Annotated in this window: 18 protein-coding genes; 6 read left to right on the top strand and 12 right to left on the bottom strand. The window is 74.5% G+C overall.

Translation table 11 applies throughout. The features are described 5' to 3' along the window. Position 1 precedes the first annotated feature (1 nt). The 9 genes from LHA35_RS03595 to LHA35_RS03635 all read right to left on the bottom strand — a co-directional run bounded on the left by LHA35_RS03595 (position 2) and on the right by LHA35_RS03635 (position 7,776). The gene (locus LHA35_RS03595; protein WP_226604576.1) at positions 2-928 is read right to left on the bottom strand and encodes a type II secretion system F family protein; all 927 of its coding nucleotides are present in this window, start codon (positions 926-928) and stop codon (positions 2-4) included. Beyond that, a complete protein-coding gene (locus LHA35_RS03600) occupies positions 925-1,884 on the bottom strand; it encodes a type II secretion system F family protein (protein ID WP_226604578.1) in 960 nt (319 codons plus the stop codon). The genes LHA35_RS03595 and LHA35_RS03600 overlap by 4 nt, the downstream gene beginning before the upstream one ends. Continuing rightward, positions 1,881-3,263, bottom strand: coding sequence for a CpaF family protein (locus LHA35_RS03605; RefSeq protein ID WP_226604580.1), 1,383 nt, complete (start codon positions 3,261-3,263; stop codon positions 1,881-1,883). Before LHA35_RS03605 ends, LHA35_RS03600 begins: the two co-directional genes overlap by 4 nt. After that, on the bottom strand, positions 3,260-4,468 hold the full coding sequence (locus tag LHA35_RS03610) for an AAA family ATPase (RefSeq protein ID WP_226604582.1): 1,209 nt from the start codon (positions 4,466-4,468) through the stop codon (positions 3,260-3,262). The genes LHA35_RS03605 and LHA35_RS03610 overlap by 4 nt, the downstream gene beginning before the upstream one ends. Beyond that, a complete protein-coding gene (locus LHA35_RS03615; protein WP_226604584.1) occupies positions 4,468-4,767 on the bottom strand; it encodes a hypothetical protein in 300 nt (99 codons plus the stop codon). Before LHA35_RS03615 ends, LHA35_RS03610 begins: the two co-directional genes overlap by 1 nt. A 13-nt stretch (positions 4,768-4,780) precedes the next feature. Next, positions 4,781-6,184 (bottom strand): type II and III secretion system protein family protein, encoded by a 1,404-nt coding sequence (locus LHA35_RS03620; protein ID WP_226604587.1) that lies wholly within the window; start codon positions 6,182-6,184, stop codon positions 4,781-4,783. Beyond that, positions 6,184-7,032 (bottom strand): Flp pilus assembly protein CpaB, encoded by an 849-nt coding sequence (gene cpaB / locus LHA35_RS03625; RefSeq protein WP_226604590.1) that lies wholly within the window; start codon positions 7,030-7,032, stop codon positions 6,184-6,186. The genes LHA35_RS03620 and cpaB overlap by 1 nt, the downstream gene beginning before the upstream one ends. A gap of 11 nt (positions 7,033-7,043) precedes the next feature. Beyond that, positions 7,044-7,529 (bottom strand): prepilin peptidase, encoded by a 486-nt coding sequence (locus LHA35_RS03630; RefSeq protein WP_226604592.1) that lies wholly within the window; start codon positions 7,527-7,529, stop codon positions 7,044-7,046. Between the two features lie 61 nt (positions 7,530-7,590). After that, positions 7,591-7,776, bottom strand: a complete 186-nt coding sequence (locus LHA35_RS03635) for a Flp family type IVb pilin (RefSeq protein WP_226604595.1) — start codon at positions 7,774-7,776, stop codon at positions 7,591-7,593. 1,020 nt (positions 7,777-8,796) lie between these two features. On the opposite strand from LHA35_RS03635, the gene LHA35_RS03645 reads away from it, so the two are divergent. After that, complete coding sequence (locus tag LHA35_RS03645; protein ID WP_226604602.1) at positions 8,797-9,318, top strand: winged helix-turn-helix domain-containing protein; 522 nt, start codon at positions 8,797-8,799, stop codon at positions 9,316-9,318. A 54-nt stretch (positions 9,319-9,372) separates the two neighbouring features. On the opposite strand, the gene LHA35_RS03650 is transcribed toward LHA35_RS03645, so the two are convergent. Together LHA35_RS03650 and LHA35_RS03655 are read right to left on the bottom strand one after the other, a co-directional pair. Next, entirely contained in the window at positions 9,373-10,617 is a 1,245-nt protein-coding gene (locus tag LHA35_RS03650; RefSeq protein ID WP_226604605.1) for an MFS transporter, read from the bottom strand. Beyond that, positions 10,617-11,321: an ArsR/SmtB family transcription factor gene (locus LHA35_RS03655; RefSeq protein ID WP_226604607.1), complete on the bottom strand. Its 705-nt coding sequence runs from the start codon at positions 11,319-11,321 to the stop codon at positions 10,617-10,619. The genes LHA35_RS03650 and LHA35_RS03655 overlap by 1 nt, the downstream gene beginning before the upstream one ends. Positions 11,322-11,462: 141 nt before the next feature. On the opposite strand from LHA35_RS03655, the gene LHA35_RS03660 reads away from it, so the two are divergent. Together LHA35_RS03660 and LHA35_RS03665 are read left to right on the top strand one after the other, a co-directional pair. Beyond that, positions 11,463-11,813 (top strand): antibiotic biosynthesis monooxygenase family protein, encoded by a 351-nt coding sequence (locus LHA35_RS03660; RefSeq protein ID WP_226604610.1) that lies wholly within the window; start codon positions 11,463-11,465, stop codon positions 11,811-11,813. Between the two features lie 209 nt (positions 11,814-12,022). Continuing rightward, positions 12,023-12,367, top strand: a complete 345-nt coding sequence (locus tag LHA35_RS03665; RefSeq protein ID WP_226604614.1) for a hypothetical protein — start codon at positions 12,023-12,025, stop codon at positions 12,365-12,367. A 290-nt stretch (positions 12,368-12,657) separates the two neighbouring features. Here LHA35_RS03665 and LHA35_RS03670 read toward each other — a convergent pair whose 3' ends face one another. Next, the gene (locus tag LHA35_RS03670) at positions 12,658-15,900 is read right to left on the bottom strand and encodes an Rne/Rng family ribonuclease (protein ID WP_226604617.1); all 3,243 of its coding nucleotides are present in this window, start codon (positions 15,898-15,900) and stop codon (positions 12,658-12,660) included. Between the two features lie 639 nt (positions 15,901-16,539). On the opposite strand from LHA35_RS03670, the gene LHA35_RS03675 reads away from it, so the two are divergent. The 3 genes from LHA35_RS03675 to LHA35_RS03685 all read left to right on the top strand — a co-directional run bounded on the left by LHA35_RS03675 (position 16,540) and on the right by LHA35_RS03685 (position 21,060). Continuing rightward, positions 16,540-17,700, top strand: a complete 1,161-nt coding sequence (locus LHA35_RS03675; RefSeq protein ID WP_226604619.1) for an N-acetylmuramoyl-L-alanine amidase — start codon at positions 16,540-16,542, stop codon at positions 17,698-17,700. A gap of 556 nt (positions 17,701-18,256) precedes the next feature. Beyond that, positions 18,257-19,210 (top strand): UbiA prenyltransferase family protein, encoded by a 954-nt coding sequence (locus tag LHA35_RS03680; RefSeq protein WP_226604622.1) that lies wholly within the window; start codon positions 18,257-18,259, stop codon positions 19,208-19,210. Positions 19,211-19,323: 113 nt separating this feature from the next. Further along, positions 19,324-21,060, top strand: a complete 1,737-nt coding sequence (locus LHA35_RS03685; protein ID WP_226604626.1) for a hypothetical protein — start codon at positions 19,324-19,326, stop codon at positions 21,058-21,060. Positions 21,061-21,068 lie beyond the last annotated feature (8 nt).

Below are 21,068 nucleotides of genomic sequence, written 5' to 3' on the forward strand. Positions count from 1 at the left end.
CTCACCACAGCCGGGACGCCTGCAGCATCGCCGGCCCGGCGACGACCAGGAACAGGGTCGGCAGGATGCAGAGGATCATCGGCACGGTCAGCAGCACCGGCAGCCGCGCCGCCCGCGCCTCGAACCGCACCAGCTGCTCGTGCCGCATCTCGGCTGAGAGGGTGCGCAGCGCCTGGGTCAGCGGCGTGCCGTATTGCAGCGTCTGCGCGAGCGTCATGCCGAGGCGCCGCAGCAGGTCGAGCCGTGTGCGCTCCGCCATGTTCAGCAGCGCCGCGCGCCGGTCCGCCAGGATCCGCAACTCGCTGCCGCAGAGGGCGAATTCGGTGGCGATGGCGCGGTTGGCCGGGCGGATCTCGATCGCCACCCGCTCGATCGCACCCTCCAGCGCCAGCCCGGCTTCCGAGCAGATGACCATGAGGTCGAGCGCATCGGGCAGGCCCCGCTCCAGCTCTCGCAGATAGCGCGTGCGCAGGCGCTTCGCGACCAGGTCCGGCGTCAGCAGCCCGCCGATGGCGGCGGCCAGCAGCCCCAGGGTCCAGGCCATCTGCCCGGCGCCGAGGAGATGCAGCGCCGCGGCCATGGCCAGCGGCAGGCCCAGGAAGAGCAGCACCTTGCCGCCCACGAAGATGGCCAGCGCCCGGTCGCCGCGGAAGCCGGCGGCCATCAGGGTCTGCTCCAGCTCCGTGACCGTGCGGCCCGAGAGCACCCCGCTGCCCGTCAGCCCCCGCCCGATGGCGGCAAGGCCGCGCAGCAGCATCCGCCGCGCCGACCAGGGCAGCGCCACCTGGTCGATGCCCGCGCTGCGCTGCACCGCAAGCAGCCGTTCCCCCAGGCGCTGGTCGCGCGCGATGGCGCGCAGCAGCCAGGCCACCAGCAGCCCGAAGCCGAGCAGCGCCCCCGCGCTGGCGGCGACCAGCGCGGGCGTCATGACAGCGCCCGCCGGATCATGCCGCGCATCAGCAGGATGCCGGCGACGAGCAGCCCGATGGCCGCCGCCAGGATCTGCTGCCCGCCCGGGTCGCTGAACAGCAGGGCGATGTAGCCCGGGCTCAGCACCGCCAGCACGCCGCAGGTGAAGAAGGGCAGCGCCGCGAGGATGCCGGCCGAGGTCCGCGCCTCGGCGGCGAGCGCATAGCCGCGCTCCTTCAGCGCGACGCGCTTGCGGATGACCTCTGCCAGGTTCTCCAGGGTCTCGCTGAGGCCGCCGCCGGTCTGGCTCTGCAGGGCGAGGGCGGTGGCGAAGAAGCGGTATTCCGGCACGCCGGTGCGGTGCGCCGTCTCGGCCAGCGCCTGTTCCAGCGGCAGGCCGATGGACAGCCGGTCGGCGATGCGCTGGAACTCGGCCGCCGTCTCCGGCGGCGCCTCCTGCGCCACGCTGCGGATCGCCTCGCTGACCGGGATGCCGACGCGGACGGCGCGCGTGATCATGCCGAGCGCATCGGGGAATTGCCGGAACAGCGTCTCCCGCCGCCGCGCATCCAGCCAGCCGAAGGCGGCACGGCAGAACAGGAACCAGAAGGCGGGCATGGCCAGCAGCAGCGCATCGCCGCCGAGCGCCGCCAGCAGGCCCGCGGCGGCCCGCGCCAGGGGCAAGGCCACCAGCAGGATGATCCACCAGCGGACGGGGTAGGCCGCCGCGCGCTCCAGCCTGAGGCCGAGGAGTTCCAGGGCGCGGGCCAGCCAGGGCAGTTCCGCCAGCCCGCGCAGCCGGTCCTGCCGCAGCGTGGCGGCGAGGCCCGCCGGCCGGTGCGGGCCGACCACGGCCAGCAGGCGCGCCCGGCGCTGGTCCTGCCGCTTCAGCGCGCCGAGTCCAAGCGTGACCGCGAGGCCGAGGCCGAGCAGCCCCGCCCCCGCGGCCAGCAGGCCGGGCGGCAGGCCGCTCACCGCTCCGCCTCCTCCAGTGCGGCGGCCCAGGCGCGGTCCAGGCCGAAATAGGCCAGCCGCGGCAGGAAGGCCGGGCGGGCGCGGCTGACCCGCCAGCGGACTCGCAGCCGCCCCTCGGCCTCCTCGCCCTCATGCTCCAGCGCGAAGATGTCGTTCAGGGTGAAGACATCGCCTTCCAGCCCCACCAGCTCCGTCACCTGCACCACGCGGCGCGCGCCGTCGCGCTGCCGCTCCACCTGCAGGATCAGGTCCACGGCGCTGGCGATCTGGGTGCGGATGGCGCGCACGGGCAGGCCGAAGCTGCCCATCATCACCATGTTCTCGATGCGGGTAAGCGCATCGCGCGCGGTGTTCGCGTGGATGGTGCTCATGCTGCCGTCATGGCCGGTATTCATGGCCTGCAGCATGTCGAAGGCCTCCGCCCCGCGGCACTCGCCGAGGATGATGCGATCGGGGCGCATGCGCAGCGCGTTGCGGACGAGGTCGCGCTGCGTGACCTCCCCCCGGCCCTCGAGGCTCGGCGGCCGCGTCTCCAGTCGCACCACATGCGGCTGCTGCAGCTGCAGCTCGGCAGCGTCCTCCACGGTCACGATGCGCTCGCCATGGTCGATCATGCGGCTCAGCGCATTCAGCATGGTGGTCTTGCCGGAGCCGGTGCCACCCGAGATGACGATGTTCAGCCGGCAGCGCGCCGCCACCTGCAGGGCCTTGGCCATTGGCCGGGTCAGCGCGCCGAACTCCACCAGCTTGTCGAAATCGATCACCCGGCGGGCAAATTTCCGGATGGACATGGCAGGCCCGTCCAGCGCCAGCGGCGGGAAGACGATATTCACGCGGCTGCCATCCGCGAGCCGCGCATCCACCATCGGGCTGCTCTCATCGATCCGGCGGCCCACCGCGGCGGCGATGCGCTGGGCGATGTTCGCCAGGTGCTGGTTGTCCCGGAAGCGGATGCCGGAGAGCACGACCTTGCCGCGCTGCTCGACGAAGACCTTGTCATGGCCGTTGACCATGATGTCCGTGATGGTCTCGTCCTCCAGCAGCGGCTCCAGCGGGCCGAGGCCGAGCATGTCATCGACAAGGTCGAGGGCGAGCTGGCGCTGCTCCCGCGCGTTGAGCTGCAGGCGCTGTTCGGTCGCGACCTCCGCCAGCAGCCGCTCCACCTCGGTGGCCAGGCGGTCCGGCGCCATGCTGGCGACGGTCGCGGGATCGATGCGGGCGAGGCAGAGGGCCCGCAGCTCCGCCAGCGGCGCGCCGGTGGCCGGGGGGCGGGCGGCAGGCGTGGCGGCTGGGGCGACCTCCGGCGTCGGGCGTGCCACCGGACTGGGCGTCGGTTCCGGCCGGCGGCGGCCGAAGGCGGGGACGAGGGCGTTGCTCATCGGCGGAACCAGCCCCGGCGGGGCATGGCCTCGGCGCCGACGCCGCCCGCCGCGCGCGCCAGGGCCGCGATTGCCTCCCGCACCGGCCCGCCGGAGGATGCCGCGGGCTGGCCGAGCGTCGCCGCCTCCTCCAGCCGCTTCGGCAGGTCGGGCAGGGTGATGTCGGGCTCCAGCTTCAGCGCCTCCGCCACCTGCCTGGAGGAAAGGCCGCCCTTGCGGCCGGCACGGTTCAGCACCAGCAAGGGCCGGTGCGCCTGACCCGGCCCGGGTTCGAGTTGCAGCAGCCGCAAGGTGTCGCGCAGGCAGGCGAGCGTCGGCTCCAGCACCAGGATCCGGTGCTGCGCCAGGTCGAGCAGCGCGCGGCCGAAGCCCGCCGGGGCGAAGGGCGCGTCGGCGACGATGAAATTGTAGCGGCGGCGCAGCATGGCGGCGAGCCGCTCGGCCGCGCCGGGCGCTTCGGCCAGCGGGGCGGCCAGCGGCTCCTCCGCCGCCAGCAGGTGCAGGCGGTCGCCGGCCGGCATGGCGGCGCGCTCGACGAAGAGCTCATCGACGCGGTCCGGATGCTCGATGGCGTTGCGCAGCCCGGGCCCGGCCTGGGCGGCGAGCAGCAGCGCCTGGATGCCGCGATGCAGGTCGGCATCCAGCACCACGGTATGCCGCTGCGCGACCGCGCCCAGATACCAGCCGAGATTGGCCGCTATGGTGGAGGCGCCGACGCCGCCGCGCACGCCCGTCACGGTCAGCAGCCGCCCGCCCCGGGCCGGCACCGCGGCGAAGCGCCGGCGGGCCACGACCGGGCCGAAATGCTCGGCCACCATCGCCGCCGTCAGCGGCTTGTAGAGATAATCGGCAACGCCGAGGCCGCGGGTGAGTTGGCGGTAGAAGCCGACATCCTCGCGGTCCCCCACCACCAGGACGCGCACATCGGGCTCGACCACCTGGGAGAGGTCCTCCAGTGCGGCGAGCGGCTGTGGGTGACCGGCGACATCCACCACCAGCGTCCAGGGGGTGGGCATCTCCCGCAGGGCGGCGATGGCGCGCTGGATGTCGGCGCGACGGAACTCGGCCTCCTGCCGGATGGAGTCGGACAGGCCGGTGCGCAGCGCCTCCTCGGTCTCGGCATCCGCTGCGAAGCAGACCAGCGCCTGCCGCTCCGGCCGGTGCTGCGCCTCCTCCGGCGCCTCGGGAAAGGCATGGTCCGGCATCAGGAACCGCCCCCCGGGCCGGCGCCGGGCAGGGTGATGATGCGGGCGACGCCGATATCCGGCAGCGGCTTCACCCGGTCCGCCCGCAGCCGCTCGATGGCGCCGGCGGCCGCGGCACCGGTGCCGCCTTCCGCGCCGGTGCCGCGCACCAGCTCGGCCGGGCGGGCGACCATGACGGCCAGGTTCTGGTCGTTCACGCCGGCCGGGCGCCATGCGCCCTCCCGCCGGTAGGGATCGAAGGCCTCGCAGCCGGCGGTCATGGCCGGCAGCAGCAGGAGCATGGGCAGGCGGATGCGCATGGTGCCCTCCCTCTCAGTTCAGGCCGAACCCGGCCTCGCCGGGCAGGCGCGGCGGCAGGCCGCGCTGCCGGGCGATCTGGCGGAACAGCAGTACGCGTTCCGCATCATAGGGCGGGACATAGCGGTCGGTCGGCGCGCGCAGCGCGGCGGCGTCGCTGCTCGGGCGGACAACATAGGGGGTGATGATGATCACCAGCTCGGTCTCGTTCCGCTGGAACCGGTCGGAGCGGAAGAGCGCGCCGAGCACCGGCATCTCCCCGATGCCGGGCAGGGCGCGGCCAAGGGTCCGGGCATTGTCCTGCAGCAGGCCGGCGATGGCGAAGCTCTGGCCGCTGCCCAGCTCCACCGTCGTCTCCGCCCGCCGCACGGTCAGCGCCGGGATCTGGATGGAGGAATTGCCGGAGGCGAGGCGCACCGCGCCCTGGTCGGTCAGCTCGCTCACCTCCGGCCGGACGCGCAGGCTGATGCGACCCTGCGACATCACGGTCGGCACGAAGGCGAGGCTGACGCCGTACTGCTTGAACTGGATGGTGACGACATTGTCCCGCAGCGCGACGGGGATGGGAAACTCGCCGCCCGCGAGGAAGCTTGCCGTCTCGCCGCTCATCGCCGTCAGGTTCGGCTCGGCCAGCACGGTGATCAGCCGGTCCTGCGCCAGCGCATCGATCACCGCGTTCACGTCGTTGCTGCGGTTGTCGGTCGCGCGGAGGAGAAGCTGGCTGGACGGGTTCACCACATCCAGCAGCGCGTTGCGCGTCACCAGGCCGAAGGCGAAATTGCCGGAGCGGCCGAGCGCCTGCCAATCGACGCCGAGCTGCCGCGTCACCTCGCGCGAGACCTCGGCGATGCGGACGCGCAGATTGACCTGCACCTGGCCGAGCACGGTGAGGCGGTTGTCGAGCTGCTGCCCCTCCGCCAGGTAGCCGCGGGCGATCGCCGCGGCCTGCTCGGCCTCGGCGGCCGTCGCCACCTCCCCCAGCAGGGCGATGCCGTTGCCGCGGGCTTCGGCCCGCACGCGCTGGCCCGGGAGCAGCCGCGAAAGCGTCGCCTGCGCCTCCGCCGCGCCGAAGCCGGAGGGGCGCACCGTGACCTCATACTGCGCGACCGGCGCGCCCTGGCCGTCGAGGGCGGCAATGGTGGTGCGGCCCGGCGCGACGCCAAACAGGAAAAGGCTGGTCGGGCTGGCCGGCCGTACCTCCAGCACCCGCGGGTCGGCGGCGAAGACCGAACCGGCGGCGCGGCCGAGCTGCAGGATGCGCCCGGCCCCGGCCTCGATGGTCAATGGCTGGCCGGCCTGCAGCGTGGCGCTGTTCTCCTGCGTCACCTGCCGCATGGGCGGCGCGGCGGGGCGGGCGGGCGGCGCTTCCTGCGCCGCGGCGATGGCGGGCAGCAAAAGCAGTAAGCCAGCGATGCGCATCAGAAGCGGAACTCCTCGCGTTTTGCGGCGCCCTGGAAGATCTGCAGGGTCTGCGGCGGCGCCTCCGCCACGCCGCGCCCGGCGCGCAGCGCGGGGGAGACATCGCCGCCCCAGGTGATGGCAGGCATGGCTTCGGCGGTGCCTTCCCCGCCGGTGGCGGAGCGGACGATGAGCGAGAGCCGGCCGAGCCGCGTGGCGACCGCCACGCGCTCCGCCTGCTTCTGCGTCACCTCCAGCGTCACCGTGCGGACCTGCCGGTTGCCCTCCGGCCCATCGCCCATGGCGCCCTGGACCAGCGCCTGGTCGATGGCGATGACCCGCACATCCGGCAGCACCGTCTCCCCCGCCACGCGACGATGGAGCGGCAGGCCTTCGTCGTTGATCTGCTGGGTCAGCACCACATCCACCCGGTCGCCCGGCCAGATCAGCCCGGCGGTGCCGGAGACGGCATCGACGCCGACCGAGACCGCCCGCATGTCCGGGCCCAGCACGGCGGCGAGGAAGCCGCGATCGCCCGGGCGCAGCACATCCTCCGTCAGCATCGGGTCGCCCTGCGGCAGGCTGCGGCGGACCATGGCGCCGAAGAGCTCGGACCGCGCCTCCCGGCTGTCCCGCCGGGCGCCAGCGGGGGCGGCATCCACCTCCATCTCCTGGCTGGCGAAATCCTCCGGCTTGATCAGGGTACCCGCGCGCAGCGGCCGCGCGGCGACCAGGAACATCGCCCTGGCCGGGGGCGGCGGCGCCTCGGCCACCGGAGTCTCGGCGGGGCGCAGGCTGACCCAGGCGACGCCGCCGAAGCCAACCAGGCCGAGCAGGAGAAGGCCGAAGAGGAGGGTGCGGAGGAGCATGGCGCCGAGCTTCAGGGGAGGAGGGTGAAGAAAGTCCCAAGCGCGATGGCGACCGCGTAGGGCAGCGGCCCGCCGCGGCGGATGCGCCAGGCCTCGGCCCGCAGCGCGCGGGCGCCCAGGGCGGCGGGGCGCGGCGCGCCGGGCGCGGGCAGCAGCGGGCGCAGGCCGAGATAGAGCAGGCCGAGCAGGCCGCCGGCGATCGCCACGGCGAGGATCAGGCCGGGCACCGCGGCGGGCGGGGGCAGCAGGGCGCAGGCCGCCAGCAGCTTCACGTCGCCGCCCCCCATGGCGCCGGCCCGCCAGGCGAGCAGGGCGAGCAGGAAGACGAGCGCGGCGGCCAGCAGGCCGGGCGCCAGGTCACCCGCCAGGGCGCGCAGGACCAGGCCGGCCACGGCGATGGCGAGAGGGAGCGCGTTGGGGATGGTGCGCGCCACGATGTCGTGCAGCGCCGCCGTCAGCAGGGCCAAGCCGGCCGGGACCAGGGCAAGGAGCGTCATGGGCGGGTGGGGCGGGTGGGGCGGTGGCCGGCGGGACGGGTGGCCCCGCCGGCGACCGACCTCAAGTGCCGGCGATGCGGTTCGCGATGTTCTGGAACATGGCGGAGGCGTTGGTGCCGAGCGCGGCGACGGCGCCGATGATGACGGTCGCGATCAGCGCGGCGATCAGGCCGTATTCGAGCGCTGTGACGCCCTTGCGGTCGGTGACCAGGGCACGGGCGGAAAGGTAGAGCGACGTCAGGGACATGGGACCTCCTTCATGCCGGCAGGCGGCAGTGGGTGGCGGCCCGGCGCTGGGCCAGGTCGTCCGGCAAGGGTCGGCATCAACCAAAAGCCGGTGGAGGAGTCCTATTTTTTTCGACGAGACGAAGGCAATCGAGACTATGATTTACTTTTTTCAACATAGGGCGAAAAAGGTTTATAAAACCACAATCACTGATTGTGGGTAGGCCCTGCGGCGCGTGGCGTGACGACCCGCGGCAGGAGGGGTGGGCCGGACCGTGGCATGGGGGATGGCAGGGCGGTCAGCCCCGCGGAGGCGACAGCGCGTGGAATGATGACCGGCACGCGCAGCGCGGCCGTGGACAGCAAGGGGGCGACCGGATCCCCACGCATCGGCATGCCGGTCGCCACGCGCAAGGCTGCGGCCGGGCCGGGCGCCTGCGCCGCCGGGGCGATGCCCTGGCCGGCGAGGTCGGCCAGCACGCGCAGCCGGTAGGCCTCGCCGCGCGCCGGCGTGGCGGAATGGTACCAGGCGATCGCCCGGCTCCACGCACCGCCCGCAGATGCAGTTGCCGCAGGAAGCGGGCGGCATAGCGGGCATTCGCCAGGGGATCGAAGGCGTCCTCCAGCGAGGCGAAGGCGTCCGGGTGGTGCAGCAGGTTCACCTGCAGGCAGCCGACATCGATGGAGCGGAGGCCGCGCGCCTGCAGCGCCGTGACGGCGGCGACGGCCTCGGCGCGGGTCGCCGCGAGCATCCCCATGCCGGCGGCGTTGAGCGCCCAGGGCCAAGGCTCGATCCGACCGGTCGCCGGGTCCCGCCTTCCGCTCTCGGTCCGGGCGATGGCGAGCAGCAGCCCGGGGGGGAGGGCGGCGTCCTGCTCCGCCCTCTCCACCGCCGTCCGGCAGGCGGTCCAATCGCCGGCGGCCGCGCCCGGGGAGGCGATCAGCAGCAGGACAGCACACAGCCAGCTTACCCTTCGGCTCATCATTACGCGGGTATAGGGCAAGGGACTGACCAGACCGCCAATGAGAGGCCCGCCTGCCGATGCCCCGTTTCCTGCGCTACGAGGATGCGCTTGCCTGGGTCCGCGGCCGCACCCGCCTGACGGCGGAGGACCTGGCCAGGGGGCTGGATGCCTCGCCGGCGACGGCCGCCACCTTCCTGCGGCGGATGGAGGCGGAGGGGGTGATCGGGCTGGCCGGGCCGGATGGCGCGCATCCCGTGCTGGGCGAGCGCCGCCGGCGCTGGTCGGCCGAGCCGTCGCCCGTGACCTCCGACCCCTGGGCCGAGCTGGCGCGGCTGCGCGCGGAGGCGGCGGCGGCGGCGCACCGGGCGGAGGTGGCGGAGGCCCGGCTGGCCGCGCATGCCGCGCCGGGCGAGCGGATTGCGGTGCTGCGCCGGCTGCTGGTGCGGGAACTGCACCCGGACTCCGCCGCCCCGGTCGATGATCCCGGCCTGCAGGCCGCCTATGCCGAGGTCTTCAAGCGCGTCTGGCCGAGGATCGAGCGTGTCCTGGATGGCGAGCCGGACAGTGCTGCGGCTCAGGCCGGATCAGGGGGTGCCTGACCCTGGCATGGCGGCGCGGGGGGATCGGACGCACGCTCTCCGATGGCCGCTCCCTCATGGCCGCGGCGGCGCATCCTTCCCGGTCAGATACCCCGCCAGCCCCAGCGCCAGCGCCGCGGCCAGCGTCCCGAAGGCGATCGGCCAGGCTGCGCCGCCCGGCGCGATGGCCACCGCCCATCCCGTCAGCGCCGGCAGGGCCGCGCTGCCCAGGGTCTGCGCCAGGTTTACCGTCGTCGCGCCGCGCCCGACCAGGTGGTCCGGGAAGAGCGACCGTCCATGCGCCACGACCACGACCGGGTAGCAGGAGAGCAGGCAGAGCCCGACCAGCAGGGAGATGGCGGCCGACAGGGGCGGCCGCGGCCAGAGCGCGAGGGCGAGCAGCACCAGCACCGCCCCGCTCGCCATGCCCGCGACCAGCCATTTGCGGGTGTTCAGCCGCCGCTCCAGCGGCCCCACGCCGAGCAGGCCGAGGACGAGCGCCAGCCCCATGGCGAAGAGCACGGCGCCGCGCGGCCCCGGCGCCAGCCCGTGGACCTCCGCCAACCAGGGCCCGGCCCAGACTGCCAGCACGGTCGCCATGACGGCATAGCCGACCAGGTGCATGGCGAGCACCGGCAGCAGGCCAGGCGTCCCCCACACCGTGAGCTGGCCGCGCAGCGCGCCCGCCAGGGTCTCGGCCGGCCGCACCGGCGGCGGGCGGTCCGGCGGGTCGTCCCGCACCCAGACCCACCAGAGGGCGCCGAGGCCCAGGGTGACCGCGGCCGAGAGGGCATAGGCGCCGCGCCAGCCGAAGGCCCCGGCCGCCGCGGCGAAGGGCGCGCCCGCCAGCAGGATGCCGCCCTGGCTGAGGGCGAAGACCCGGGCGAGGGCGGTGGTCAGGCCGGCGCCGGCATGCCAGCGGGCGCAGAGCACGACCGAGGCCATGAAGGAGGCGGCGGAGCCAAGGCCGAGCAGGAAGCGCGCGCCGAGGAACCAGGCGGCATCCGGCGCCAGCGCCTGGCCGAGCGCGCCGAGTGCCGCGGGCGCGGTCAGCCAGGTGACGGTCCGCCGCGGCCCGATCCGGTCCAGCGCCAGGCCGACCGGCACCTGCAGCAGCAGCAGGGCCAGGAAGAAGGCGCCGTTCGCCGCCCCCAGCAGCGCCGGGCCGGCGCCGAGCGAGGCCGCGAGCTCCGGCCCCACCACGCCGAGCGCGGCGCGGTGGAACTGGCTGGCGCTGGTCATCAGCGCAAGCGCCAGCAGCAGCTTCGCGGCCGGGGAGAGGCCGGCCGTGGCGTGGGCGGCGGTCGCCTCGCCCGGCATCAGGCGGCGACCCCGAGCGCCTCGCCGAGCCGGCGGGCGCCTTCCGGCGTCAGCGCCAGGCGGCGCCGCGCCAGCGAGTCGCCCTCCTCCCGGCCGGGCAGGCGCGCGACCCAGTGGCGGCGGAGGCAGCAGGCGGCGATCTCCCGCCCCAGCCCGCCCGCCAGATGCGCCCGGCGCTCCGACCAGTCCATGCAATCGCAGGCGAAGCGCCGGGCGCGCCGGGCGGCGGGGAGATCGACGCCGAGCGCGGCGAGGCCGGCCTCGCCCGCCGGGGTGGCGGCCCAGCCGCCGGGGGCGGGGGCGATCCAGCCGCGGCCGGTCAGGCCGGCATGCAGCGCGACGCCGAGCCGGCCCGCGAGGTGGTCGTAGCAGAGGCGGGCGGCGCGGAAGGCATCGCCATGCGGCCAGCGGCGGGCCACCGGCGCGACATCGGCGGCGAGGCCGCCGAGCGTCTCGATCGCGGCCGCGACCTCCTCCGAGGCCAGGCGATGGTAGCGGTGCCGGCCCTGGGGATGGACGGCGACCAGCCCGCCCTCGACCAGCCGGGCGAGATGGGCGCTGGCGGCGGGGGCGCCGATGCCGGCGACCCGGGCGAGCTCCCCGGCGGTCAGCGCCTCGCCCGAGAGCAGGGCCTGCAGCATGGCGGCGCGCGGGGGCTCGGCCATCAGGGCGGCGGTGGCGGCGAAGGCGGCGGGGCTGGTCATGCCGGCAGCCTAGCGCGGCCCGTGGCGCGGTGCTTCGGGCCCGTGCGAAGGACAGGGGCGGTCCGATGCCCTAAGGGAGTCCCGGCCCGCCCGGCAGGATGGCGGCGGGGCGCGGCAGCAAGCGGGCGAGGGAGGAGCGGGATGATCGCGGTGATCTTCGAGGTCGAGCCGGCCGAGGGACAGTTCGAGGCCTATCTGGACCACGCCGCCCGGCTGAAGCCGGAGCTGGAGAAGGTGCCCGGCTTCATCTCGGTGGAGCGCTTCCGCAGCCTGACCAACCCGCAGAAGCTGCTCAGCCTCTCCTTCTGGGAGGACGAGGCGGCCGTCGCCTGCTGGCGGGGCCATCCGACGCATCGCGGGTCCCAGGCGGCGGGGCGGGAGGGGATCTTCGCCGGCTACCGGCTGCGTGTCGCGGCGGTGCTGCGGGACTACGGGATGACGGAGCGGCGGGAGCAGGCTCCGGAGGATTCGCGGGCCGTGCATGGGTGGTAGGGGCAGCGGGCTGTCCTGCCCGGGCCCGAGAAATGCCCTTGCAGGCCGGATCACAATTTCGTATGCAATCTACAGATCGCGTTTTCGTGAGGTCTGCCCGATCCGCAGTGCTTCCCGTCCGCGTGCAACCCGATGGTCCAGAACGGAACCGATCGAATTCCCAAGCGCTAGCGGCATCAAACCCCGCCACCCATTCGCGGAGCCCATCCATGTCCCAGGTCATTCCCTTCCGTCCCGCCCAGACCGTCTCCCACCACCCCGCCGACATCGCCGCCCTGTCCGCGCGGCTGATCCAGGTGGAGAGCGCCGAGACCAGTGACGAGGACCTGCTGGACCTGCTGATGGAGGCGGAGCTGGCGGCGCTGAACGCGCTGGCCAAGGCGCAGGCGGTGACGGCGGGGGAGGTGGTGCTGAAGCTGACGGCGCTGGTGCGGCGGCTGGGCGAGGAGCGCGACGGCCCGCTCTGCGAGGGCGAGCTGGGGCTGCTGCGCTCGACGCTGCGCGACATGCAGCGCCTGGAGGCCACCGTGCCGGTGGCGGCCGCGACCGCCTGACCGGGATGGCGGCTGCCCTTGCCGGGGACGCAGGGGCAGGCCGGATCGGGATGCCGCCCGCGCCGCCTGGTGCTGGCGGCTGCGGCCCACCGGGGGCCTGATGCCCGGCGATTTCAGGGAAAGCCGTATTTCGAGATACCATCGCCATGGCCGGGCCAGTCCCGGCCATGGCTTTTTTGCGTCCGCGGCAGCCGGGCCCGGGGCCGGTCAGGCCGGTCCGCGATCGGCCCTGCCCTGCGCCGGCCGAAAAAGGCCGGGCGGGAGGGCGCGCAGGCCCTCCCGGTCCTGGCTCAGCGCTTCCACCACCCGCGGCGGCGTGGCGCATCCTCGCTCAGCGCATCCACGCTGATCGGCTGGATCACCGGGCCCTGCACCACGGCATCCGCGGGCGCAGGTGCCGGCTCCGTCACGGCGGCGGCGGTGGGCTCCGGTGCAGGCTCGGCCGTGGGTGCGGTGGCGGTGGCGGGCTCGGGTTCGGGCTCGGCCGCAGGGGCAGCGGGCTCCGAGACCGGCTCCGGTGCCGGCTCAGGGGCTGGCGCCGCCATGGCCTCGGCCGCGGGCGGGGGCTCCGCCGGGCTTGCCGCCGGCGCGGGTTCCGGCGGGCCGGCCTCCGCCGCCGGCATGGGCACCGGCGCGGCAAGCGCGCCTTCGGTCAGCCCGGCTTCCGGCGCGGGTGCGGTCGCCTCGGCCGCGGGCGGCGCCGCCTCGGCCAGCGGCTCCGGGGCCTGCATGGCCGGCGCCTCCGCCGGTTCGGCAGGCATGACGGCCGGCGCCGCGGCATGTGCCCGGCGGCTTGCCGCCGCGGCGGCCTCGGCGGCGGCCTCGGCGGCCTCCATCGCGGCCAGGATGTCATCCACATGCCCGGCGAAGGGGTCGGCCGGGGTCGGGCCTATATAGCGCGGCGCGGGCGGCTCGGCGGGGCGCGGCGGCGCCTCGGCCTGCGGGCGGCCCTCCGGCGCGCCACGGCCACGGCGGCCACGGCGGCGGCGGCGCTGGCCCTCGCGGGCCGCCTCGCCATCGGCATCCTCGGCCGGTTCGGTCCCGGCTTCCACCGCATCGGCCGACATCTCGACCTCGGCCTCCGCCGCGCCTTCGGCCGGCATGGCCTCCGTCTCGGCCTCGGCCGGAGCTTCCGCCTCCTCCTCCTCGCCTTCCTCGCCATCGCCCTCGCCGGCGGCGTCCTGCCCGGCCTCGGCGTCCGGACGGGCGCCATTGCCGGTCCGGCGGCGGCGGCGGCGGCGGCGGCGGCGATTCTCGCGCTCGGCCTCGGTCTCGCCCTCGGCGCGGGCCGGGACCTCGGTGGCCGCCTCGGCCTCGGCCTCCTCCGGCTCTGCCTCCTCGGCCTCCTCCGGCTCGGGCGCGTAATCCATGCGCAGCGCGGCGGGCGGGGCTTCGACCGGGCGGGCCGGGTCGGCGGCGCGCAGCCGCTCGATCCTGAGTGCGGGCGGCAGCAGCGTGTCGTCGGTCTCGAAGACCACGGCCATGCCGAAGCGCGCCTCGATCGCCGCCAGCTTGTCGCGCTTGCGGTTCAGCAGGTAGAGCGCGACCGTGCTGTGCGCGTGCACCGCGATCTCGGCGGCGCGGCGCCGGGCGCCCTCCTCCTCAATCGCCCGCAGCACCTGCAGCGCGCTGCTCTCGATGCTGCGGACCTGGCCGCGGCCCTGGCAATGCGGGCAGGTGACGAAGGTGGTCTCGGTCAGGCTGGGGCGCAGCCGCTGGCGCGACATCTCCAGCAGGCCGAAATGGCTGATCCGGCCGACCTGGATGCGGGCGCGGTCGTGCCGCAGCGCCTCCTTCAGCCGGCGCTCCACCATCCCGTCATGCTTGCTCGACTCCATGTCGATGAAGTCGATGACGATGAGGCCGGCGAGGTCCCGCAGGCGGAGCTGCCGGGCGATCTCGTCCGCCGCCTCCATGTTGGTGCGGAAGGCCGTGTCCTCGATATGCCGCTCGCGCGTCGCACGGCCCGAGTTGACGTCGATCGCGACCAGCGCCTCGGTCTGGTTGATGACGATGTAGCCGCCGGAGCGGAGCTGCACGGTCGGCGAGTGCATGGCATCGAGCTGCTGCTCGACCTGGTGCCGGGCGAAGAGGCCGCCGTCGCGGTAGAGCTGGATCTTGCGCGTCTGCTGCGGCATCAGCATGCGCATGAACTCGCGCGCCTCGCGGAAGGCGTCCTCGCCATCCACCAGCACCTCCTCCACGTCGCGGGAGAAGACGTCGCGGATGGAGCGCTTGATGAGGTCGGCTTCCTCGTAGATCAGCGCCGGCGCGGTGGATTGCAGCGTCCGCTCGCGGATGTTGTCCCACAGCCGCAGCAGGTACTCGCAGTCCCGCCGGATCTCGGGCTTCGGGCGGTTGGCGCCGGCGGTGCGGACGATCAGGCTCATGCCCTGCGGCAGGCCGAGCTCGTCGATCACCTCCCGCAGCCGCTTGCGGTCGGTGGCCGAGGTGATCTTGCGGGAGACGCCGCCGCCGCGCGGGCTGTTCGGCATCAGCACGGAAAAGCGGCCGGCCAGCGAGATGTAGGTGGTGAGCGCCGCGCCCTTCGTGCCGCGCTCCTCCTTCACCACCTGCACCAGCATGATCTGGCGGCGGCGGATGACTTCCTGGATCTTGTAGTGGCGGAGGAAGCGCGGCGGGATGCGGCGCTCGCGCGCCACGTCCTCGGTGCCCTCGCCGCCGATGGTCTCGGGCGGCGGCTGCTCCTCGGCCTCCTCCTCCGGCTCCGCGTGGTAGTGGCCGTTGGCGCGGCCGTTCGGCAGCGGGGCGGTGAGGTCGGGCTGCTCGCCCAGGCCGCGGGCCAGCGGGCGCGGGGCAGGCCGCTCGACCTCGATCTGCGGCAGGGGCGGGGGCTCGGCATCGACCGGCGGGGCGGCCTCGGCGGGGGCCTCCGCCCCGGCCGTCGCCATCTCGGGCACGGGCCCGGCCTGGACCGGTTCGGAGGGCGCGGCGGCCTCCGGGGCCGCGGCCGGCTCCGCCGGCGGGACCGCCGCCTCGCCGGCCTGGATCTCCGCGGCGGCGGCAGGCCCGGCTGCGGGCGCGTCCTCGGCGGCGGGGGCCTCCGCCGTCGCGGTCTCGGCCGCAGCCTGGAGTTCGACCTCGAGCGCGATCGGCGCCGCCTCGGCGGCGGCCTCGGCCTCGGGGGCCGGCTCCTCGGCCACCGCGGCCTCGGGCGTGGCGGCGGCGCGGTCCATCGGCGATTCCGGCGCCGCGTCCTCCTCCTCGTCCTCCTCCTCGCGGGCCTCGGCGGCCTGCATCTCCAGCAGGCGCTGCCGGTCGGCGACCGGGATCTGGTAGTAGTCCGGATGGATCTCGCTGAAGGCGAGGAAGCCGTGGCGGTTGCCGCCGTATTCCACGAAGGCGGCCTGCAGGCTGGGCTCCACCCGGACCACCTTGGCCAGGTAGATATTGCCTTTGAGGGGCCGCCTGGTTGCGGCCTCGAGGTCGAATTCCTCGAGCCGGTTGCCGTCCAGCACCACCACGCGGGTTTCTTCCGCGTGGGATGCGTCGATCAGCATGCGCTTGGTCATCGAAGCGGTGGCTCCGCGCCGCGCGGCACGGTGGTGCGGCACGGCGGATCGGGGTGGCGTGGCCCGATCGAGGACGACTGCGCGGCGCGGGCATCAGGCATGCGGCGGCGTCCCGTCCTCTCTCGGCGGGGCGGCCACGGGCAACCGGCGCGCCAGTCTCGGCATGCGGCGGTCGCCCGGGGCGGCGCCCCAGGTTCGTGCCCACGCGCCAAGGCGCGACGCCCGCATGGTCGCGGGCGAAGCGGCGTCGGTCACGCTGGCACCAGGGGCAGCCCCGAAAGCGTCAGGGGCCTGCCAAGGGTCAGGGCGCGACAGGTCCCGCGGGGACGAAGGCGGGCGAACCGGGCGGCCCTGAATGGGGCAGGACCCGGCATGGCGGCCCGGCGAAACGCGGGTGCGGCAGTGGACCGCCAACCCCAAGCCGGGCCTGTGCCGCGCGCCGCATCGGCGGCCCCCCAGCATGGGGTTGCGGCCTGCCGGCGCGGCTGCGCCCAAACCTCCGCCGGCAGCGGGCGCCGCCGGGGCGAATCACCATAGGCGACCGTCACAGGATTTCACAAGGCCGGCCTCGGTTGTCGTGGCCGCGACTCGCCCTGGTTTGGTAGATCATCTGCCGCATCGCGGGGGAAGATGCGGCGCATGGGACAGGATGAGGCCGGGTCGGGGGCTGGACCCGGGGCAGCGGCGGCAGGCGCCGCCTGGGGCCGCCGCGGGCTGCTGGCGCTGGCGGCCGCGCTGGTGGCCGGCCCGGCGGAGGGCGCGCGGCCGACGATCACGGCCTCTGGCGGCCGGACGCGGATCACCGTGCCACTGGGACGGCCGACTGCCTGGAAGCTGACCGCCGCGGCGGACCCGCCGCGGCTGCTGCTCGACCTGCCGGGCCCGCCCGTGCCGGGGCCGGCGCGGCAGGCCGGGACCGGGCTCGTCAGGGCGATCCAGCGCCAGGGCACGGGTTCGTCTCAACAAATCGTGATAACGCTGTCCCGGCCGGTCGGGCCGCCGATCCTGCGCGACTCGGGCGGGCGGCTGCTGATCGAACTCGCTCCCGGCCCGGCCGCCGGCTTCGCCCGCCTAGCCGATGGCCGCACCCTGGCCGCCGCCGCCCCACGCGGGCCGCTGCCGCTGGTCGTGCTGGACCCGGGCCATGGGGGCAAGGACCCGGGCGCCATCGGGGGGCGCGGGACGCAGGAGAAGCGCATCACCCTGGCCGCCGCGCTGGAACTGAAGCGGCAACTAGAAGCGGCCGGCCGCTGCCGCGTCCTGCTGACCCGCTCGCGCGACGTTTTCGTCCCGCTCGGCCAGCGAATCGAACTGGCGCGGCGGCGGGAGGCGGCGCTGTTCCTCTCCCTGCACGCGGATTCGGCGCCGGGTGCCCGCGGTGCGAGTGTCTACACCCTCTCTGAGACCGCGACCGACAGCTTCGCGGCCGCGCTCGCCCGGCGGGAGAACGCCGCCGACCGCGCCGGTGGGCTCCGCCTGCCCTCGGTCTCGCCGGAGGTGCAGCGCATCCTGCTCAGCCTGATGCGGCAGGAGACGCGCACGGGCTCCGAGCGGGTCGCCCGGCTGACCGTGTCGGCGTTGGACGGGGAGGTGCCGCTGCTGCCGAACACCCATCGCCGCGCCGGCTTCGTGGTGCTGAAGGCGCCGGACGTGCCCTCGGCGCTGGTCGAGATGGGCTTTCTCTCCCACCCGCAGGACGAGGCGGCGCTGAACCGGCCGGCGCACCGCGCCAGGCTGGCGGCGGCGCTGGCCGAGGCGGTGCACGGCTTCCTGGGCGCGCGGGGCGCGGTGGTGACCTGAGGCCGGCCGCCTGGCGGCGCGCGCCCATGGGCGGGCATGAGCGGCCGGGCGCCCGCCTCTGCCCAGCCTTCTGATGATCCATGGCGGATCGGCATCCGGTTCTGCACGCCAGCCGCTGGTCACCGCCGCACGCGCGATGCCGTGCGCCGGGTGATCCGGCCTTCCGCCTGAAGGCGCCGGTTGCGCCGCCCGGATGGGCTAGCTCGGCCAGCCTTTGCGCCAGGGGCGGCGCGACCCTGGAGGCCGGGACCATCGCGGCCGCCACGGGCAGGCCTCCCGCAGCGCAGGGCTATAAGTTGAATATTGGCGATCATTGATCAACTTTAATGCTGCGGTTCCTGCGTGCTCGCCGGATGCGCTAGCATAGACGCAACTATCTCAACGCGCGGATGATGTTGCCGCCGTTATCTTTCCCACAATCCCGCTATCCCTCTGTTGCTCACGATTTGCTGCAATCGCGTTCGTGCTCACTGCCGTTACTGCTGTCGCCCATCCTCACACCGGAGGGATCGGCGCCGGGTCCGGCGACGCCCCCACAAGACGGGACTGCAGCGCTTTGAGTGAAAGCATTCTCGCCCGCGCGGGCGGGCGCGCCTCCGACTATGTCCGGATCGCCCGGCCCGACCACTGGATCAAGAACATCTTCATGCTGCCCGGCGCGGCGCTGGCCATCGTGCTCGGCCGGGTCTGGGAGCCCGCGGCCTTCGGGGCGGTCGTCGCCGCCCTGGTCGCGCTCTGCCTGATCGCCAGCGCCAACTACACCATCAACGAGTATCTGGATGCCGCGACCGACCGGCACCACCCGTTGAAGCAGGCGCGGCCCGGGGCGCAGGGGCGGCTGGATGGCCGCCTGGTGGTGCTGCAATACCTGCTGCTGGCGGCGGCCGGGCTCGGCATCGCCATGTTCCTCGGCAAGCCCTTCCTGCTGACCGCCTGGGTGCTGCTCGGCATGGGCATCCTCTACAATGTCCCGCCGATCCGCACCAAGGACCGCGCCTATCTGGACGTGCTGTCCGAGAGCGTGAACAACCCGCTGCGGCTGCTGATGGGCTGGTTCGCCATCATCCCGGACGCGCTGCCGCCCTCCTCCCTCATCCTCGCCTACTGGATGGGCGGCGCCTTCCTGATGGCCATGAAGCGCTACAGCGAGTACCGCCGCATCGGCGATCCGAAGGTCGCCGGCGCCTATCGCCGCAGCTTCCGCGCCTATACCGAGGAGACGCTGCTCCTCTCCTCCTTCTTCTATGCCCTGCTGGCGAGCTTCCTGCTCGGCGTCTTCCTGGTGAAGTACCGGATCGAATACGTCCTGGCGCTGCCCTTCTTCGCGCTCCTCTTCACCTGGTATCTGGCGATCGCGCTGCGGGCGGACTCGGCGGCCCAGGCGCCGGAGAAGCTGCACCGGGAACGCCGCTTCCTCGGCTTCTGCCTGCTGCTCACGGTGGTGGTCGCGGTGCTGACCTTCGTCGAACTGCCCTTCCTGGAGGCGCTCATGGTGCCCCTGCAGTACTGAGTGGCGGCGATCCCCATGCGCTGCGCATGGCTGCGCGGCGGGGGCCGGACGGGCAAAGGCCGGGCCTGCCTGCCGGCGGGTCCGGCGGGCCGGCAGCCAGCGGCGGGCGCAGCGTGAGCGACGCCAGCCTCCCCGGCGCGGCGCCGGCCACGCGACGCCGGGCGGCGTGGCGCGGCCTGCTGCCGCTCTGCCTCGCCCTGCCGCTGCTGCCCTTCCTCGCCGCCTCCGGCTTCCCGAGCCAAGACGGCCCCTCCCATATCGAGACGGCGCGCCTGCTCGAGCTGATCCGGGCCGGCGAGGCGCCGGTGGCCGCGCAATTCCTCGAGGAATTCGACCCCGGCCCGACCAATGTCCTCGCCCTGCAGGCGCTGTCCCTCCTGCTGCGGGTGCTGCCGCCGGCCCGGGCGGAATGGGCGATGGCGCTCGGCCTCACCCTGCTGCTGCTGGGCGCGGTGCTGCTGGCCCTGCGGCTGCTGCGCGGGCGGGCCGAGGATGCGGCGCTCGGCGCGCTGCTCTGCGCGCCGGTGATGCTCTACATGGGGTCCTTCAGCCTGGTGCTGGGGACGGCCTTCGCTTTCGTCGCGCTCGCCGCCGCCGCCCGCCTGCTGGCCGGGGGAGGGGCGGGCTTCGCGCTGCTCTTCCTGCTCGCCACCCTGCTGGGCTGTGCCGCCAACATCCAGGTCGCCATCCCGGTGCTGGCGGCGGCCTTCGGCGGCGTCGCCGGCGCCGCCCTGTGGCGCCGGCTGCGGGGCGGCCGGCTGGTCCTCACCCGGCCGGAGGCCAGGCTGCTCCTGGCCGCCCTGCCGGTGGTCGGGCTCGTCCTGCTCTACAAACTGACCATGGCGGGCGGGGATCTCGCGGAAGGCGCCAATTGGCACTACCCCCGGCAACTCGCCGCCCTGCTGTTCCGCGCCGACACGACCTGGTTCTGGTACAGCGACCTCGTCCTGTTCCTCCTGCTCAGCCTGGCGTTGTTCGGCGCCGTGGTGTGGTGGCTGTGGCGCGGCGCGGAGGCCGGCCGGGCCACCACCTCGCCGGCGCCCTGGGCGCTGGCCGGCAGCCTCGCCATCGCCGCCCTCATCCTGGTCCTGCCGACCGCCACCACGGCGGTGCCGCAGATCCCGAACCGGCTCGCGCCCTTCCTGCACTTCCTGCTCTTCCTCTGGTTCATGACCGCGGCGCTGCCCACGGGCTGGCGCCGGCTGGTGGTCGCCCTCGCCCTGGCCACCGGCCTGTCCCAGGCCGTCACGCGCAGCATCGGGCACCGGGTGCTGGAGGCGCGGATGGCGGAGATGGTCTCGGCCGAGGCGCAGGTGCCCGCGGGCTCGGTGCTGGAGGTAGTACGGATCTCCTGGCTGGCGTCCAATCCCGTCGCGCCGCATGACACGCCGGCGCATTACCTCGGCGGCTTCCGGCTGCGCTTCTCGCCCTTCATCCATCCCGGCCGCGGGACAGCCGGGCGCGACATCGCGGATCTCGGCAATTACCAGTTCATGCCGCGATGGCGGCTCTTCCGGCTGCGGCCGCGGCCGGAACTGGAGGACGTGCCGGGCTTCGGGCAGCTCGACTGGGCGATGCACAATCGCAGGATCACGGACGGCCTCGCGGGCCATCGCGACAGGCTGCGGGCTGCCGTGGGGCGGGACATTGACTATCTGATCGTCTGGCATGCGGGCGTGGATGCCACGGCGCGGGCGCAGGGCGACCCGGTGCTCGCCGCCTTCCTGGCGGATCTGGCGGCGGGCTTCGAGCCGGTCAGCCGCTCCGCGCCGGCGGGCTATGCGGAACTCTGGCGGCGCAAGCCGGAGGAGGCCGGACCGGCGCCCCTGGCCGGCATCCGGCCGGAGTGACCGCCTGC

Source organism: Roseicella aerolata (assembly GCF_020523605.1).
GTDB classification, from domain to species: Bacteria; Pseudomonadota; Alphaproteobacteria; order Acetobacterales; family Acetobacteraceae; genus Paracraurococcus; species Paracraurococcus aerolatus.

Coding starts and splice junctions, on each gene's coding strand:
- LHA35_RS03595 (WP_226604576.1), bottom strand. CDS start 928: ATGACGCCCGCGCTGGTCGCCGCCAGCGCGGGGGCGCTGCTCGGCTTC.
- LHA35_RS03605 (WP_226604580.1), bottom strand. CDS start 3,263: ATGAGCAACGCCCTCGTCCCCGCCTTCGGCCGCCGCCGGCCGGAACCG.
- LHA35_RS03610 (WP_226604582.1), bottom strand. CDS start 4,468: ATGCCGGACCATGCCTTTCCCGAGGCGCCGGAGGAGGCGCAGCACCGG.
- LHA35_RS03615 (WP_226604584.1), bottom strand. CDS start 4,767: ATGCGCATCCGCCTGCCCATGCTCCTGCTGCTGCCGGCCATGACCGCC.
- LHA35_RS03620 (WP_226604587.1), bottom strand. CDS start 6,184: ATGCGCATCGCTGGCTTACTGCTTTTGCTGCCCGCCATCGCCGCGGCG.
- cpaB (WP_226604590.1), bottom strand. CDS start 7,032: ATGCTCCTCCGCACCCTCCTCTTCGGCCTTCTCCTGCTCGGCCTGGTT.
- LHA35_RS03630 (WP_226604592.1), bottom strand. CDS start 7,529: ATGACGCTCCTTGCCCTGGTCCCGGCCGGCTTGGCCCTGCTGACGGCG.
- LHA35_RS03635 (WP_226604595.1), bottom strand. CDS start 7,776: ATGTCCCTGACGTCGCTCTACCTTTCCGCCCGTGCCCTGGTCACCGAC.
- LHA35_RS03645 (WP_226604602.1), top strand. CDS start 8,797: ATGCCCCGTTTCCTGCGCTACGAGGATGCGCTTGCCTGGGTCCGCGGC.
- LHA35_RS03650 (WP_226604605.1), bottom strand. CDS start 10,617: ATGCCGGGCGAGGCGACCGCCGCCCACGCCACGGCCGGCCTCTCCCCG.
- LHA35_RS03655 (WP_226604607.1), bottom strand. CDS start 11,321: ATGACCAGCCCCGCCGCCTTCGCCGCCACCGCCGCCCTGATGGCCGAG.
- LHA35_RS03660 (WP_226604610.1), top strand. CDS start 11,463: ATGATCGCGGTGATCTTCGAGGTCGAGCCGGCCGAGGGACAGTTCGAG.
- LHA35_RS03665 (WP_226604614.1), top strand. CDS start 12,023: ATGTCCCAGGTCATTCCCTTCCGTCCCGCCCAGACCGTCTCCCACCAC.
- LHA35_RS03670 (WP_226604617.1), bottom strand. CDS start 15,900: ATGACCAAGCGCATGCTGATCGACGCATCCCACGCGGAAGAAACCCGC.
- LHA35_RS03675 (WP_226604619.1), top strand. CDS start 16,540: ATGGGACAGGATGAGGCCGGGTCGGGGGCTGGACCCGGGGCAGCGGCG.